We start from the raw sequence: 14,203 nt of genomic DNA, 5'->3' as shown, positions 1-14,203 counted from the left end.
CTACAGGCGCGCGGCTCGGCCCCCAAAAGCCCCCAGGAGGAAACCGCTGTTAGAACTCTGAAAAGCCCTGCAGGACTACCAAGGAATCCCTTTGTGACAAAAAGAAGGGGTATAATCGTAACAGATATGGGAACCTCCGAGCGGATGGTTGAGCTTCAATTCGCCTGGCGATCGCTCCAGGGACCCCGTGTGATCGCCCGGTTCCAGGCGGCGATCGAGGGGGAGGATCCGGTGATGCGCCGGGTCTTCTGCCGTCTGGTGGCGCTGCTGGAAGCCCGGATCCCACCCGGGGTGGAGGACCCGCTGCTGACCCCGGAGACGTTCCGGGGCCTGGAGGGGAAACGGGTGCGGGTCCCCGAGGAGGCGCTGGAGGGACTGGTCCTCCCCCTGAAACGGGAGACCCTCACGGGCGGTCTGCGCATTCCATATTTTCGGTGAAGCGTGACCTACCCGAAATCCGAGGAGGTCGGGCATGCCTGCGAAGAAGACAACGGCGAGGAAGAAGGTGGCGAAGAAGGCGGCTCCGAAGAAGGCCACCCGTCCGGCGGCCCGCAAGGCGCCGGCCCGGAAGACCGTGGCCCGTCGGGCAGCGGCCCCCGAGGCGCCGGCCCAGCCTTTCAAGATCACTTACGCGACCCTGGCCGTCCCCAGCGAAGAGCTCCATATCCGCTACGAGGTCGCCCTCGCCAAGGTTCGGGAGAGCTTAGGCGAGACGCTGCCGATGGTCATCGATGGCCAGCCGCGATACACCGACCGCACCTTCGAGGATCGCTCCCCGATCAACACCGATTGGCTGCTCGGGGTCTTCCAGCGGGGAACCCCTCGGGATGTCGACGATGCGGTGGCCGCGGCCAAGGCCGCTTTCCCGATTTGGGGCCGGTTGCCCTGGACGGAGCGGGTGAAGATTATGCGGCGGGCGGCGGATCTGATCAGCGAACGGGCCTTCGAGATCGCCGCCCTGATGAGCTTGGAGGTGGGCAAGAACCGGTTGGAGGCCCTTGGGGATGTGGAGGAGACGGCCGATCTGATCCGCTACTATTGCGATCAGATGGAGGCCAACGACGGCTACATCAAGCCGATGAAGCAGGAATCCCCCAAGCACCACAACCGCAGCGTGCTCAAGCCCTATGGGGTTTGGGCGGTGATCTCCCCCTTCAACTTCCCGCTGGCCCTGGCCGGCGGCCCCTCCGGCGCCGCGCTGCTGGCCGGCAACACCGTCGTTTTCAAGCCGGCCTCCGATACCCCTTACGTCGGCTATAAGCTCTACGAGATCTTCCGGGACGCCGGCGTGCCCCCGGGGGCCTTCAATTACATCACCGGCAGCGGCAGCGAGGTGGGGGATCCCCTCGTCTTGCACCCGGACGTCGCGGGGATCACCTTCACCGGCAGCTACGAAGTGGGGATGTCCATCTACCGCAAGGTGGCGGCTTCCACCAAGCACCCCAAGCCCATCATCCTGGAGATGGGCGGCAAGAACCCGGTGATCATCAGCCGCCACGCGGATTTGGATCGGGCGGCCCTGGGGTGCATGCGCTCGGCCTTCGGCCTCCAGGGCCAGAAGTGCTCGGCCGCCTCGCGGATCTATGTGGAGCGCCCGGTTCGGGACGCCTTCCTGGAGAAGTTCCTGGACCTCACCAGCCAGATCCGGATCGGCGATCCGACCCAGCGGGATGTTTTCCTGGGGCCGGTGATCAACCGCGCCGCCTACGAGAAGTTCCAGCGCTATATGGAGATCTTGCGGCGCGATGGGGTGGTCCTCTTCGGGGGCAACGTCCTGACGGACGGGGAGTTCGCCAAGGGCTACTTCGTGGAGCCCACGGTGGTGGACGGCCTCCCGCCGGACCATCCGTTGCTCAAAGAGGAGATGTTCCTGCCGATCACGTGTATCGTGACCGTGGATTCCCTGGACGAGGCCATGCGCTACGCGAACGCCGTGGATTATGGGCTGACCGCCGGCTTCTACAGCAACGATCCGGATGAGATCCAATGGTTCTTCGATCACATTGAGGCGGGCGTGACGTATGTGAACCGGGCGGCGGGGGCGACCACCGGGGCGTGGCCCGGCTACCAGCCCTTTGGCGGCTGGAAGGCCAGCGGCTCCACCGGCCGGGGCTCCGGAGGGCCATACTACTTGATCCAGTACCTGCGGGAGCAGAGCCAGACGGTGATCGATTAAGGGCCGCTGTTCGCCGTCGGGCGCTTCAGCGCCCGTTTCTTCAATCTTTGTAGGGGCACCCCTTGTGGGTGCCCCTACATGGGTGTTGCAGCCATGCTGAGCGGCGTCGTTTTGGAGAGCGAGGGATACCGATTGCTGGGCCGTTTCTATCAAGCGGATGGGCCGGGCCCCCATCCGACTTTGGTGATGGCCCATGGGATCGCTGGTGTGGAGCTCAATCTGGACCTGGCGGATGTCCTGCGGGATGCTGGATGGAACGTGCTGGCCTTTCATTACCGGGGTTGTTGGGGAAGCGAGGGCCCCTATCGCATTGCGACCCTGGTCGAGGACGTTCAGGCGGCGATCGGGTGGGCGATGGCGCAGCCCAGCGTGGATCGCCATCGCGTGGTCCTGTTGGGCTACAGCATCGGCGGCTGGGCTGCTGTGTTGGCAGCGGTTCAGGATCCCCGGGTCTATGCCCTGATCACCCTCTCCGCCGTCAGCGATCTGCGGGCCTGGACGCCGGATGATGCTATGCTGGCGGATTGGGTTCGCTTTATGAACGGAATGAGCGTGGAGGCTTTGCGGGAGGAGCTGAGGGCCCAGGCGGGGACGGCGCAACCGGTGGATGTGGTGGATCGCCTTTCACCGCGCCCCATGCTGATCGTCCATGGGACGGCGGACCCTGTGGTGCCCCATCGACACAGCCTGGCGCTGCATCATCGGGCGGGTTTGAACACGGATCTGGCGCTCATCGATGGTGGTGACCATCGCTACACCGGGCGCCGTCGGGTGATGATTCAACGTATCCAGCGATGGCTTGAGCAGATCTGCAGGTCGTGATGAGCAGATGGAACCGCTGGAGTTGTTAATTCAGATCAATTTCATCATCGTCGCCGCCCTACTGATCGCCTCGTTCTCCCTTTTGGTCTACCTCCTGGCTTATTATTTCCGGAGCCGGAGCGCGCGAGGGGCGGCCTGGCTGCTGATCTCCGTGTTCACCGTCTACCTGGGTGATCTGGTCCTCTTCTTCGTTGGAGATCCCCGTGCGGCGGAGCGCTGGTTGCGGTTGCAATGGTTAGGCATCGCCGTCGCACCGGCCGCCTACGCGCACCTCACGGATGCGCTGTTGGAGCGCACGGGCTCTTTTTCCCCATGGCGTCGGTGGGCGGTGCGGGGGGCCTACGGTCTGGGGATCGTCTGGTTTCTGTTGGCCCTGGGAACGGATCTGCTGGTCCATGATGGGGCTGCGGACGGTCGCGCCTTCCACCTGTGGGCGGGCCCTCTCTTCCCCCTCTTTTTAGTCTATTTCATCGGCGGGGTGGCGTGGGGGGTGGTGAACGCCTGGCGGGCCCGCCGGCGGACGCTGATCTCCACCCATCGGCGGCGGATGATGTATCTGACGGCAACCATGATCGCCCCTGCCATCGGGGTCTTCCCCTACCTGCTTCTGATCGGGCGCACCCTTCCATCCTTCCCGGCAGTGTTCTGGGGCCTGGTCGCTCTCAGCAATGTGATCATTGGGACCATGCTGTTCGGCATGGTCTATGCGGTGGGTTACCTGGATGTGCTGGTGCCCGATCGGGTGATCAAGCAGCGCTGGATCGATTACCTGCTCCGGGGGCCCGTTCTGGCCACCTTCGTGGTGCTCGTGATGTTCGGGCTCAGCCGGGTGAGCCACGTCCTCGGCCTGCCGCTCGCCCTCCTCCTGCCCTTGGTCGCTGCGGTAGCCATTGTGAGCTATGAGCTCCTCAGCGGTTGGATCCGCCCCTTCTTCGAATGGCTTTTCCTCCGACGGGATGTCTCGGAGCTGGCTCGCATACGCCGGCTGAGCGATGGGATGATCACCAGCCGGGATCTCCGGCAGTTCATGGAGGGGATCCTGGCGCTCATATGCGAGGCCCTCCGCTCCCCGACCGGATTCGTGGTCCGGATCACCCCGGCGGGGATCGAGCCGGTTGCCTCCTTCGGATCGATCGAACGGGCCTCTATTGAGGAGACGCTCTCCATCGTGGAGCGTTCGACGGACGGCCCGATCGCGGCCGATGGGTTCTGGGTGTGGCCGTTGAGGAGCCGCGTGGACGATCGCCTTCTGGGCGCGATCGCGGTGGCCCAGCCCATTCACGATGCCCCGCTGGAGACCTTGCGGGAGACCATTCAAGGGTGGGTGGCTCGCGCGGCGGCTGCCCTGGAGGACCGGATGCTTCAGGAGCGAGCGTTGAGCGCGCTGGAGAAAGTTGCGGAAGAAGTCAGCCGCCTGCGTCAGCCCGAGCAGGAGCCTTCCGCCGCGCCGCTCATCGAGCACCCGGAGTTCACGCATTGGGTGAAGGAGGCCCTGGCCCACTACTGGGGTGGCCCCCGCCTCCTGCAGAGCCCCCTCCTGCAGCTGCGGATCGTCCAGCAGGCGATCGAAGCGCACGATGGCAACCCGATCCGAGCCCTGCGGGCGGTTCTATTGGAGGCCATCGAGCAGCTCCGGCCGGACGGGGAGCGGAAGTTGACGGCTCCGGAGTGGTTGCTTTACAACCTGCTGGAGCTGCGCTTCATCCAGGGCCGTAAAGTCCGGGAGATCGCTCAACGCCTGGCCCTGAGCGAATCGGACCTTTATCGCAAGCAACGGGCGGCTATCGAGGCGGTCGCTATGGTCCTGTCCGAGATGGAGCGACGGGCCGCCCGCGCTTCAGGGGAGGAAGTTCCTCCCTCGAAACCCGTAGAGCCGGAGCAAGAGTCATAGAGCTTGATCCATAGCAGGGGCACCCCTTGTGGGCGCCCGACGCGGGGCTCCAGGGCAGGCACAAGGCCTGCCCCCACAAGGGGTGTCCTAGAGCAGGCTTGTGGGATCCATTCCCCTGAGCCAGGAGGGTAGAGTCTCCGATGATACGGATCGGACTGGATGCCCGGTTGCTGGCGTATCGGCGAGAGGGCATCGCCCGATACATCCTCGAACTGGCCGCTCGTCTCCCTCGGGTGATCGATGATCCGGAAATCCGCTTGCTCATCTTCCAGAGCCGGAAGGATCCCAACGCCCGTGTGGCCGCGCCCAACACGCGCACGGTTTACGTCTGGACTCCTCCTCATCACCGTTGGGAGCAGCGGACGTGGCCGCTGGAGGTGGCGATCCGGCGGGTCTCCTTGCTCCACAGCCCGGACTTCATCCCCCCGTTCTCCGGCTCCTTCCACAGGGTCATCACCATCCACGATCTGCACTTTCTGAAATACCCGGACTTCATGACCATGGAGAGCCGGCGCTATTATGCGGGGCAGATCGAGAAGGCGGTCCGGCTGGCTGACCATATCATCGCGGTCTCCCAGACCACGCGGGCGGATCTCATGGCTTATTTCGGTTTGCCTTCCGATCGGGTCTCGGTGGTTTACGAAGGAGCCAGTGAGGTCTACCGACCGCTTCCTTCAGAGACGATAGAGGAAGCCTTGGGGCGCCTGGGCTTGAAGCCGGGATACATCCTGTTTGTGGGGACGTGGGAGCCGAGGAAGAACCTCCCCATGTTGTTGCGGGCTTACGCCCGGCTGTTGGATCGCCGCCCGGAGGCCCCGCCGCTGGTTCTGGCCGGCCGGCGGGGCTGGCTTTATCAAGAGATCCTGGAGTGGCCGCACCGTCTTCATATCACCGATCGTTTGCGCTGGGTTGAGGGGCCCGATGATCTCACCCTGGCGGCTCTCTACAACGGGGCGGCTTTCTTGGTTTTCCCCTCGCTGTACGAAGGGTTCGGCCTGCCCGCTCTGGAAGCGATGGCCTGCGGCACCCCCGTGATCGTCAGCGATCGGGGGGCATTGCCCGAAGTGGTCGGCGATGCCGGGCTCATCCTTCCAGCGGAGGAGGAATCCCGCTGGACGGAGGCCATGGAAGCGCTCCTGGAGGACGCGGAGGCGCGGGAGCGGATGCGTCGGAAGGGCCAGGAGCGGGCCGCCCTGTTCTCCTGGGATCGCGCAGCCGCGGAAACCTGGGCGATCTACCGCCGGGTGTTGGGCCGGTGAACGGCTCTGGAGGCGGATCCGAATTTCCCTTTCTTCTCCCCTCCTATGGGGGTTTGGGGACCGCCAAAGGCAGCCCCCAAACCCCAAAGATCCTCTCGTTGAGGATGAACGAGCTGCGGCGATGATCCTGTTTCTGGTTCCCGAGCTTCCCGATCCTCCAAATAAAGGGGGAGCGATCCGGGCGTTTCACGTGCTGCGGCGGCTGGCCCAGCTGGCACCGGTGGTGGTGCTGGCCCTCGCCGAGCGAGCCGATGAGCCGCCTGCGATCTGGCAATCCATGGCCCAGGAGATCTTTCTCTTCCCTTGGCGCCCGCGATCCCTCAGGGCCCGGCTCAGGCAGCTGGTCGCCTCGTCGCAACCGGATCTGGCCTTCCGATATCGGACGCCCGCCCTGATCGAAGGGCTCAGGCGGGTGCTGCGGGAGCGTCCGATTCGCGCCATCCACATCGAAGGCCTTGAGATGGCTTGGTCGGTGGAGCATCTGCTGGAGGTCCCTCTCCGGGCACGACCGATCCTGGTGCTGGACGAGCTGAACGCGGAATATCGGTTGCAGGAGCGGTTGTTCCAGGCGGATCGGAGGGATCCCCGGCGATGGCCGGGGGCGCTTTATTCGGGGATCCAGGCCCGCCGGCTGCGGCGCTACGAAGCCCATATCGTGCGCCGGGTGGATCACGTGGTCGCAGTCTCGGAGCTGGATGCCCGCGATTTGGAGGCCCTGGGGGCCGTCCGTCCGCCTGTGGTCGCCCCGAACGGGGTGGATACAGGGTTCTTCCACCCGGAGGCCGTGGCGCCGTTTCCCCTTGGCGAGCTCGCCTTTGTGTTCACCGGATCCATGGATTACCGTCCGAACATCGATGCGGCCCTATGGCTGGCCCGCGCGGTCTGGCCCACGGTGCGCGCCGCCCTGTCCCAGGCTCGGCTCTACTTGGTCGGCCGCCGTCCCTCCCCGGCCGTGCGTCGCCTTCAAGAGATCCCCGGCATCCACGTGGTCGGGGAGGTCCCCGATGTGCGCCCCTATCTGGCAGGGGCCACGGTCTACGTGGCGCCCCTGCGGGCGGGTGGGGGAACCCGCTTGAAGATCCTGGAGGCGATGGCGATGGGGAAGGCCATCGTCAGCACCCCGATGGGATGCGACGGGTTGTCCGTGGTGGATGGGGAACACGTCTGGCTGGCCGACGGGGAGGCGTTCGCTGAGGCCATGGTGGCCCTGGCGCAGGACCCGGCTCGTCGGAAGGCGCTGGGGGAAGCGGCCCGTCGCCTGGCCGTGGCCCGTTACGACTGGGCGCAGACATTAGCCCCCCTCGAGGCCCTGTATCGAGCGGAGATCCTCCGGCGATAACGGGAGGCGTCACGGCATCGCCTCGTTCCCCAGCCCCCTCAGCGACCGTGCTCATCTGTCTATCATCATCATGGGCACCGATCGGTTGAAAACGGGCCCGCCATCTGGGTGGGTTTCAATCGGCCGCGTTTCCTCGCCATGAAAGGCTTCGCGCCTTTCATCTCCGGCATCGCCTTAGCGACGTTCTTCCCCGATGTGGTGTGGGAGGCCGCCCAGGGCGCCATCGGGCCGGCCCTGGCGGGGATCGCGGCGATGTTGCCGGATGCCCTGGGCTCCCGATTCGCCCGCTGGTTGGAGCAGCCGAATCGAGCGGTCGATCCCTCAGACGATCCGCCGGACCCCGGCGCGATCGCTCGGGCCGTGAAGGAAGCCATCGAACAGGCCGCGGCGGAAGGCCGCACCATTCGCCTGATGCTCCACACCCTGCGGGTAGGGCCGGACGCGTGGCGGCGATATATCGTGCGTTTCGATCTCGATCGAGGAGCGGTCGAGGTCCGGATCGGCCCCGTGGTGAGCACCGGAGGGCGTCCCGTCCGCGGGACAGCGCTTTCCCTCCCTCCCGTGTGTCTTCCTCTCGGCGTCCCCGTTCGCTATGATTACGACCCTGAGGTGGTGGTGGACATCTTCTCTGGCACCTCGTTGGCCTTCGTGCCCGAGGATCACGCGGTGCGGATCCTGTTCCTGCCATGGCTGGGTGAGCCGTCATCCGGCGCTGGAAGAGGGGTGGGATGAGGAGGCTCCGGATCGACATTGGGGGCTTACCTCAGTCCCTTGCATATCCGGGAGGGAGGGCTTTCCGTCTTTCCCTAAACTCGCATGGCGGACTATGATGGAGCATACGCTTCGTCGCGAAAGATGAAAAAGGTGCGGGGAAGATTCCAATAGGCAAACTTTCTGCGAAGAGCAGGCTGCGTAAGCGGCCTGCCCTTCCAGAAATTCCACGAAGGGAAAGCGCTCATTTGGGGGGCACGGGGGCTGGATATGCGCGCGCCGCCGTGGGCCCCTGCTGGGGGAGGAACGTGGGGAAACGCGCGTTGGTGTTGTCCGGTGGAGGCGGGCGGGGGGCTTATGAGGTGGGGGCGATCCGCGCCCTCTATCGGGCCAGGCGGATCGCTGGTATGTGCGCCTCACCGGTGAGGTGGAGCGGCCCGATCCACTTCCCCGCGAGGGGGAGCCAGTGGGGGTGGATTTGGGGCTTTCCTCGTTCCTGGTTCTGTCCGACGGAACGCGGGTGGCGGCCCCGAAGCCGCTGGCCAGGAAGCTGCGCGGGCTTCGCCGTCGCTCGAAGCAGCTCGCCCGCAAGCAGAAAGGATCCCGCAACTACGCCAAGGCTTCTTTGCGGTTGGCCAGATGGCACCGTCGGATCCGGAACCTCCGCCGCGATTTTCTGCACCAGGTCCTCACCGGACTGGCGAAAACCCAGCCGGTTTTGGTGGTGGAGGCGCTGAACGGGCGGGGGAGGGTCCGGGGCCGGCTTTCCCGGTCGATCGCCGATGTGGGATGGGGGATGTTCCTTCGGTTCCTGGCCTACAAAGCCCAATGGTATGGCGCACAGCTCCTTGTGGCCCCGCCGGATTTCCCCGTCCACCCGGTGTGGCTCGGGGTGTGGAGGGGTGGGGCCGAAGGTGTCCCTGTCGGTGCGGGTGTTTCGGTGTGCGGTGTGCGGGCTGGAGATCGACCGGGATCTGAACGCCGCGCTGAACCTACGCGCCTATGGGTTGGCCGCCCTGAAAGGCCCTACCGCGAGTTCCGCGGGAAGTGACGCCTGTGGAGATCGGCTCTGCGGCGGAACGGGCCTCCGGGCCCGGTCTACGAGCACCCGGTCGATGAAGCAGGAAGTGACCGGTCATCTGTGGAACCCCGCGGGGTGAAATAGATGACTATGAGTCACGGAACGGCTGCTCTCGGGGTTCACGTACGCTCTGTATTACCTCTTCGGGAAAGTCTATCTGCGGCGTTATGAAACACCGACCCTGTTCGCCTATGCGATGCCCGTGGGGGCTCTGAGCCTGCTTCCCCTGATCTCGTTCCACCACCCAGGGCCCCTGGCTTGGGGCGCCGTCGCGTTCCTGACCCTGTGTTCCACCTACTTGGCCTATTCGATCTATTACGCCGGTCTGCGACAGCTGGAAGCCACGCGGGCCGCCGTGGTGGCCACGCTGGAGCCGGTGGTGGCGACCGTCGTCTCATACCTGATGTGGGGGGAACGCTTTGGCCCGCTGGGTTATCTGGGGGCGGGGCTGGTGATCTTAGGCGTGCTATGGATGGTGCAAGCCCCGCTCCCCCCGGCGGCGATGCCATCCGAGGAACGCTAGGGGAACAGCCTCGCTCCTCCTACATCAGGCGCTGATAGACCCAACGCCCTCCCACCATCGTGCCGACGACCTCCAGGTCCCGAAGCTCCTCCGGCGCGATCCGGAACGGATCCTTGGGGAGCACGATGAGATCCGCCCACATCCCGGGCCGCAGCCGGCCCTGCCCGCGCTCCAGCCCAGCGGCCCACGCCGGACCCACCGTATAGGCCTCCAGGGCCTCCTCGAGGGAGAGGGCCTGCTCCGGATGCCAACCATCACGAACCACCGCGGCGTGCAGCCCCCACCACGGGTTCGGCGACTCCACGGGGGCGTCGGAGCCGAAGGCCAGCCGCGCCCCGTGTTCCTTGAGGGCGCGCCAGGCATAGGCGGTGGCGCACCGCTCCCCCCAATACCGCTCCGCCATCGGGCGATCGGAGACCGCATGGATCGGCTGCATGGAGGCGAGGATCCCTAACTGGCCGAAGCGCGGCAGATCGTCCGGATGGACCAGCTGCGCGTGTTCGATGCGATGCCGCCGCGCCTCCGGCGGGATCCCCAGCCGCGCCTCCAGCTCCCGCAGTTCAGCGAAAAGATCCAGAACCTCCCGGTTGGCCCGGTCGCCGATGGCGTGAACGGCCAGCCACAGACCGGCGACGGTGGCCTGTCGGGCGGCCTCCCGCATGACCTCCAAAGACGTGAAGGCGATCCCGAAGTTTTCCGGCTCCCCCTCATAAGGGGCCAACATCCACGCGGTTCGCGGCCCCAAGGCGCCGTCCGCAAAGATCTTCACCGCCCCCACCCGCAGCCATGCGTCCCCAAAGCCCGTGCGCAGGCCAAGGGCGATCGCATGATCCAGCACGGCGAGGGGCAGATGCTGCACCACCCGAAGGGGGAGATCCCCCCGCTCGTGGAGGATCTGGAGCGCAGCGAAGGAGCGGAGGCCATCGAAGTTGTGAACGCCGGTCAGGCCCAGGGCCGCCAGCTCGTGGAGCGCCTCATAGAGGGCCTCCGCTAACTCCTCCGTTGAGGGCTCAGGGATCGCCCGCGCGATCAGATCCATCGCCCGCTCGAAGAACAGGCCAACCGGCTCCCCATGAGGATCCCGCGCGATGCGCCCGCCGGGCGGATCCGGGGTTCCCGGGGCGATCCCCGCCCGCCGCATCGCCTCCCGATTGACCCAGAGGGCGTGCCCGCTCCGGGCCCACAAGGCCACCGGGTGCGCCGGGGCCACGCGATCCAGATCGTCCGCGGTGGGGAACCTCCCCCAGCGCTCCTGCAACCAACCCCGCCCGACGATCCAAGCGCCCGGCGGCGCATACGCTGCCCGACGGGCCACGCGCGCCAGCGCCTCCTCCAACGTCGGTGTGTCGACATCCACTCCCATCCGCCGACGGGCATAACCTTCCAGGTGCAGATGGGCGTCGATCAGGCCCGGCAGCACGACCGCCCCGCCCAGATCCAGGAGACGGACGCGCGGACGCGGCCAGGACCGTGCCTCCTCGGCGGAACCCACCGCGCAAATCCGCTCGCCGGCGATGGCGATGGCCTCCGCCACCGGTCGCTCGGGATCCTGGGTGTAGATCCGGGCGTTCCAGAGGATCCACTCGGCATCCTGCATGGGTTCTCGCTCCTCGGATGGGGCTTCCAGGGGACCAGCTCCAGCCGCTCAGCGAAGCAGGCCCCGGAGGACCTGAGGGCCGGTCGGCTGAGGGCTTCCCCCCTCCGGCTCAAGGGTCACCCCGATCCGGAGGTAAGCGGCGAGGTTCAAGGGGACGGTCACCGTATAAATCCCATAGGGCCGAGGATGGGTGCGGAAAGTGCCGCCGCTGACCCGGCGGTCCGCGGCGTCCACGAACCAGACCTGATAGACTCGGCCTTCGGGGGGAACCGCCAGCCCCTTAGTGACCAGCAGCCCTTGGCGGTCTTCCAGGATCAGATACCCTTCCGCCTCCGGGGCCGCCTCCGCGCCCTGAAGCGGAATGACCACCGGAGCCGCGGGGAACCGGGTGGAGAAAACCTGAGGCGCCAAGAGGATCAGCCCGAGGAGGGCGGCCACCAGGGCGACCCCCATCCCCAACCACCGCCAGCCGGCCCGCTCGGGCCTCCGCGCCCGGGCCATCAGGCGGGCCCGCAGGCGGGGCGGCGGGGGGCGCAGCGGCACCGTGTAGGCCAAGGCCGCGGCCGTCTCTCGATACCGGGCGGCCATCTCGCGGCAACCGGGGCATGTGGCCAGATGGGCCGCGACCGCCGCCGCCTCCTCCGGCGGCAACGCCCCTAACACATAGGCCACCATCTCTTCTTCAAAGACCTCATGCCAAGTGTTCATCGTCAAGGAGACCCCTCAAGATAATACGCAACATGGTTTGCGGGAGATCGTTTCGAAACAGAGCCCGCTTTCGGCGCGCCGCGCCCTGGAGGCGGCCTCAAGCCGCCGCCATCAGCGCATCGGGCGAGGCGCCTCCCAACGGATTTACGAGAGCAGGCCGTGCTCGGTCAGCCAGTCATGGATTTTGCGGAGCGCCAGGCGCAGGCGGCTCTTCACCGTGCCCAGGGGCTCCCCCAGATATTCCGCGATCTCCCGGTGCGTCCACCCGTGGAAATACGCCAGCTCCAGCACGCGCCGCTGGGATTCCGGCAGCGTCGCCATCGCCTCCCGGATGGCCTGGGCCAGCTCCTCCCGCTCCGCCAGGGTCTCCACAGCGGGGTCGGCGGCCGCCGCCTCCCTCGACTCAGGCTCGATTTCCGGAGCCTGAGGGGGGCGGGCGCGACGCCGTCGTAGCTGATCGATGGCGCGGTTGCGGATCATGGCATACAGCCAAGTGGTGAAACGACTGCGCTCCGGCATGAAGGTCCCCGCGTGCTGCCAGATGCTCCAGAACACATCCAGGACCACCTCCTCGGCCGCTCCGGGATCCCCCAGGATGCGGAGGGCGAGCGAGAACGCCCGGGCCCCGTGCCGATCGTAGAGGGCGGCCAGCGCCTGTTCGTCACCGCCCGCGATCAATGTCAAGAGGGCCGCATCTTCCAGATCGACGTAACCAGACTCCCTCACGGCCGGATCACCCAGAGTTCGGTCTGCGGGTGGCTGATCCACTCCGCCCCCCGCGGTGTGACCAGCACATCCTCCTCCAGGCCGACGTAGCCGTAACCCGGCACCTTCACGCCCAGTTCCAGGGTGAAGACATTGCCCGCCTCCACGATCCCATACGGCGTCTGGCCGTACCGCTCCCAGCGAGGCCCCAGGATCGTCGAGCCGTCATGCACCGTCCGCCCGATGTGGTGGCCCAGCGCGTGCAGATACTCTGGGTAACCCTGCTGGGTCAGGGCCCGGCGGGCGGCGGCATCCACCTCCCAGCCCTGGACGCCGGGGCGCAGGGCTTGGAAACCGGCGAGGATCGCGCCGCGGACCGCGCGGAAGGCCCGCTGGACCTCCGGGGGAGGACCATCTTCCCCTTCCCGCAACACATACCAGATCCGCTGCATATCGGAGCAGAACCCCTCCTGACGGATCCCCAGGTCCACGTGGACCAGCATGCCCGGAGCCACCTGCCGATCCCCCGGCATGGCGTGCCCCACCGGGGCCTCCGGGCCGACGGCCACGATCGGGCAGTAGTCGGGATCCCATGCGGGGGCCACACCCCTCGCCCGCATCCGCTCGTGGGCGAAGGCCTGGATCTCCCGCTCCGAGCGCCCGGGGCGTAGGAAAGCGCCCAACTCCTCGAACAGCGCCTCCGTGGTCTCCACCGCCCGTCGGATCGCCTCCACCTCCAGAGGGGTCTTCCGACCGCGGAGCGCGCCGATCAGATCCTCCGCCGAGATCAAGCGGCCCACGAAGGGCGTGCCGCTCAACAGGCGATGGAGGAGGCACCACATCCCATGGGTCAGGCCGTCGGCGGCAGGGTCGTTCTCCGAGTAATTGATGGCGATCTCCCGCGGATTCAGGCGGTGCAGCGTCTCCACCAGGGGATCCCGGATGCTCTCATCATACCCGATGACCGGGTCCCAGACCCCCAGCGCGGCCACGTTCTCCCGATCGAAGCGCCCCACGATGGCGATCCGATCCCCCTTCGCCGTAAGGATGAAAGCGGAGGTCCAGGTCACATTCAGATCGAGGATCAGATCCAGCACCGGGTCCCGCGTCTGTTCGGTCTCCCGAACGAAGGTGATCCAGGCGTCCACCCCCTTCTCGTTGAGGATCCCGATCGCCTGTCGGACCTTCTCACGGATGAGGGTCGGGTTGGGCATGAGGACCTCCGGATGCAGTTGGTTCTCCTACGGGGTTTCGGTATGAGCCAGGTGCCAAAGGCCCCCGGCTCATACCCAAAATTTTAAAGTATTCAGCCCGATTCCATCCCGTTCGGAGCTCTTGTTGCTCTGTTGTGAAAATAGAATTTCTGTGAGGGGTGGGGGGGGGGGGGGGGG

12 protein-coding genes and 2 pseudogenes are annotated in these 14,203 nt (G+C 66.4%); 10 read left to right on the top strand and 4 right to left on the bottom strand.

Annotation, left to right across the window (positions count from 1 at the left end; genetic code table 11):
* The first annotated feature begins 144 nt into the window (after positions 1–144).
* From ACFMO5_RS03960 to ACFMO5_RS03915, 10 genes and pseudogenes are all read left to right on the top strand, one after another.
* A complete protein-coding gene (locus ACFMO5_RS03960; protein WP_376791460.1) occupies positions 145–438 on the top strand; it encodes a hypothetical protein in 294 nt (97 codons plus the stop codon).
* 34 nt (positions 439–472) lie between these two features.
* A complete protein-coding gene (locus ACFMO5_RS03955) occupies positions 473–2,176 on the top strand; it encodes an aldehyde dehydrogenase family protein (protein WP_376791459.1) in 1,704 nt (567 codons plus the stop codon).
* Between the two features lie 78 nt (positions 2,177–2,254).
* On the top strand, positions 2,255–2,998 hold the full coding sequence (locus ACFMO5_RS03950; protein WP_376791458.1) for an alpha/beta hydrolase: 744 nt from the start codon (positions 2,255–2,257) through the stop codon (positions 2,996–2,998).
* 7 nt (positions 2,999–3,005) lie between these two features.
* Positions 3,006–4,889: a hypothetical protein gene (locus ACFMO5_RS03945; protein ID WP_376791457.1), complete on the top strand. Its 1,884-nt coding sequence runs from the start codon at positions 3,006–3,008 to the stop codon at positions 4,887–4,889.
* 140 nt (positions 4,890–5,029) lie between these two features.
* Entirely contained in the window at positions 5,030–6,148 is a 1,119-nt protein-coding gene (locus tag ACFMO5_RS03940; protein WP_376791456.1) for a glycosyltransferase family 4 protein, read from the top strand.
* A 121-nt stretch (positions 6,149–6,269) separates the two neighbouring features.
* On the top strand, positions 6,270–7,487 hold the full coding sequence (locus tag ACFMO5_RS03935) for a glycosyltransferase (protein ID WP_376791455.1): 1,218 nt from the start codon (positions 6,270–6,272) through the stop codon (positions 7,485–7,487).
* 108 nt (positions 7,488–7,595) lie between these two features.
* On the top strand, positions 7,596–8,219 hold the full coding sequence (locus ACFMO5_RS03930) for a hypothetical protein (RefSeq protein ID WP_376791454.1): 624 nt from the start codon (positions 7,596–7,598) through the stop codon (positions 8,217–8,219).
* Positions 8,220–8,607: 388 nt separating this feature from the next.
* Positions 8,608–9,006: pseudogene (locus ACFMO5_RS03925) on the top strand (RNA-guided endonuclease InsQ/TnpB family protein); the annotation flags it as partial.
* Positions 8,981–9,358 (top strand): zinc ribbon domain-containing protein, encoded by a 378-nt coding sequence (locus ACFMO5_RS03920; protein WP_376791461.1) that lies wholly within the window; start codon positions 8,981–8,983, stop codon positions 9,356–9,358. The pseudogene ACFMO5_RS03925 and the gene ACFMO5_RS03920, both read left to right, overlap by 26 nt.
* A gap of 27 nt (positions 9,359–9,385) precedes the next feature.
* Positions 9,386–9,802: pseudogene (locus tag ACFMO5_RS03915) on the top strand (DMT family transporter); the annotation flags it as partial.
* A 19-nt stretch (positions 9,803–9,821) separates the two neighbouring features.
* On the opposite strand, the gene ACFMO5_RS03910 reads toward ACFMO5_RS03915, so the two are convergent.
* The 4 genes from ACFMO5_RS03910 to ACFMO5_RS03895 form a co-directional block, all read right to left on the bottom strand.
* Complete coding sequence (locus ACFMO5_RS03910; RefSeq protein ID WP_376791453.1) at positions 9,822–11,399, bottom strand: amidohydrolase; 1,578 nt, start codon at positions 11,397–11,399, stop codon at positions 9,822–9,824.
* A 48-nt stretch (positions 11,400–11,447) separates the two neighbouring features.
* Positions 11,448–12,107 (bottom strand): anti-sigma factor domain-containing protein, encoded by a 660-nt coding sequence (locus ACFMO5_RS03905; protein ID WP_376791452.1) that lies wholly within the window; start codon positions 12,105–12,107, stop codon positions 11,448–11,450.
* Between the two features lie 144 nt (positions 12,108–12,251).
* A complete protein-coding gene (locus tag ACFMO5_RS03900) occupies positions 12,252–12,833 on the bottom strand; it encodes a sigma-70 family RNA polymerase sigma factor (protein WP_376791451.1) in 582 nt (193 codons plus the stop codon).
* A complete protein-coding gene (locus ACFMO5_RS03895) occupies positions 12,830–14,026 on the bottom strand; it encodes a M24 family metallopeptidase (RefSeq protein WP_376791450.1) in 1,197 nt (398 codons plus the stop codon). The genes ACFMO5_RS03900 and ACFMO5_RS03895 overlap by 4 nt, the downstream gene beginning before the upstream one ends.
* Between the last annotated feature and the right edge of the window lie 177 nt (positions 14,027–14,203).

Origin of the sequence: Thermoflexus sp., from assembly GCF_042408365.1 — a bacterium.
GTDB lineage: Bacteria > Chloroflexota > Anaerolineae > Thermoflexales > Thermoflexaceae > Thermoflexus.
The sequence above is the reverse complement of the archived record's forward strand: the minus strand, read 5'-3'. Positions and strand labels throughout refer to the sequence as shown.

Coding starts and splice junctions, on each gene's coding strand:
- ACFMO5_RS03960 (WP_376791460.1), top strand. CDS start 145: ATGGTTGAGCTTCAATTCGCCTGGCGATCGCTCCAGGGACCCCGTGTG.
- ACFMO5_RS03955 (WP_376791459.1), top strand. CDS start 473: ATGCCTGCGAAGAAGACAACGGCGAGGAAGAAGGTGGCGAAGAAGGCG.
- ACFMO5_RS03950 (WP_376791458.1), top strand. CDS start 2,255: ATGGGTGTTGCAGCCATGCTGAGCGGCGTCGTTTTGGAGAGCGAGGGA.
- ACFMO5_RS03945 (WP_376791457.1), top strand. CDS start 3,006: ATGGAACCGCTGGAGTTGTTAATTCAGATCAATTTCATCATCGTCGCC.
- ACFMO5_RS03940 (WP_376791456.1), top strand. CDS start 5,030: ATGATACGGATCGGACTGGATGCCCGGTTGCTGGCGTATCGGCGAGAG.
- ACFMO5_RS03935 (WP_376791455.1), top strand. CDS start 6,270: ATGATCCTGTTTCTGGTTCCCGAGCTTCCCGATCCTCCAAATAAAGGG.
- ACFMO5_RS03920 (WP_376791461.1), top strand. CDS start 8,981: ATGTGGGATGGGGGATGTTCCTTCGGTTCCTGGCCTACAAAGCCCAAT.
- ACFMO5_RS03910 (WP_376791453.1), bottom strand. CDS start 11,399: ATGCAGGATGCCGAGTGGATCCTCTGGAACGCCCGGATCTACACCCAG.
- ACFMO5_RS03905 (WP_376791452.1), bottom strand. CDS start 12,107: ATGAACACTTGGCATGAGGTCTTTGAAGAAGAGATGGTGGCCTATGTG.
- ACFMO5_RS03895 (WP_376791450.1), bottom strand. CDS start 14,026: ATGCCCAACCCGACCCTCATCCGTGAGAAGGTCCGACAGGCGATCGGG.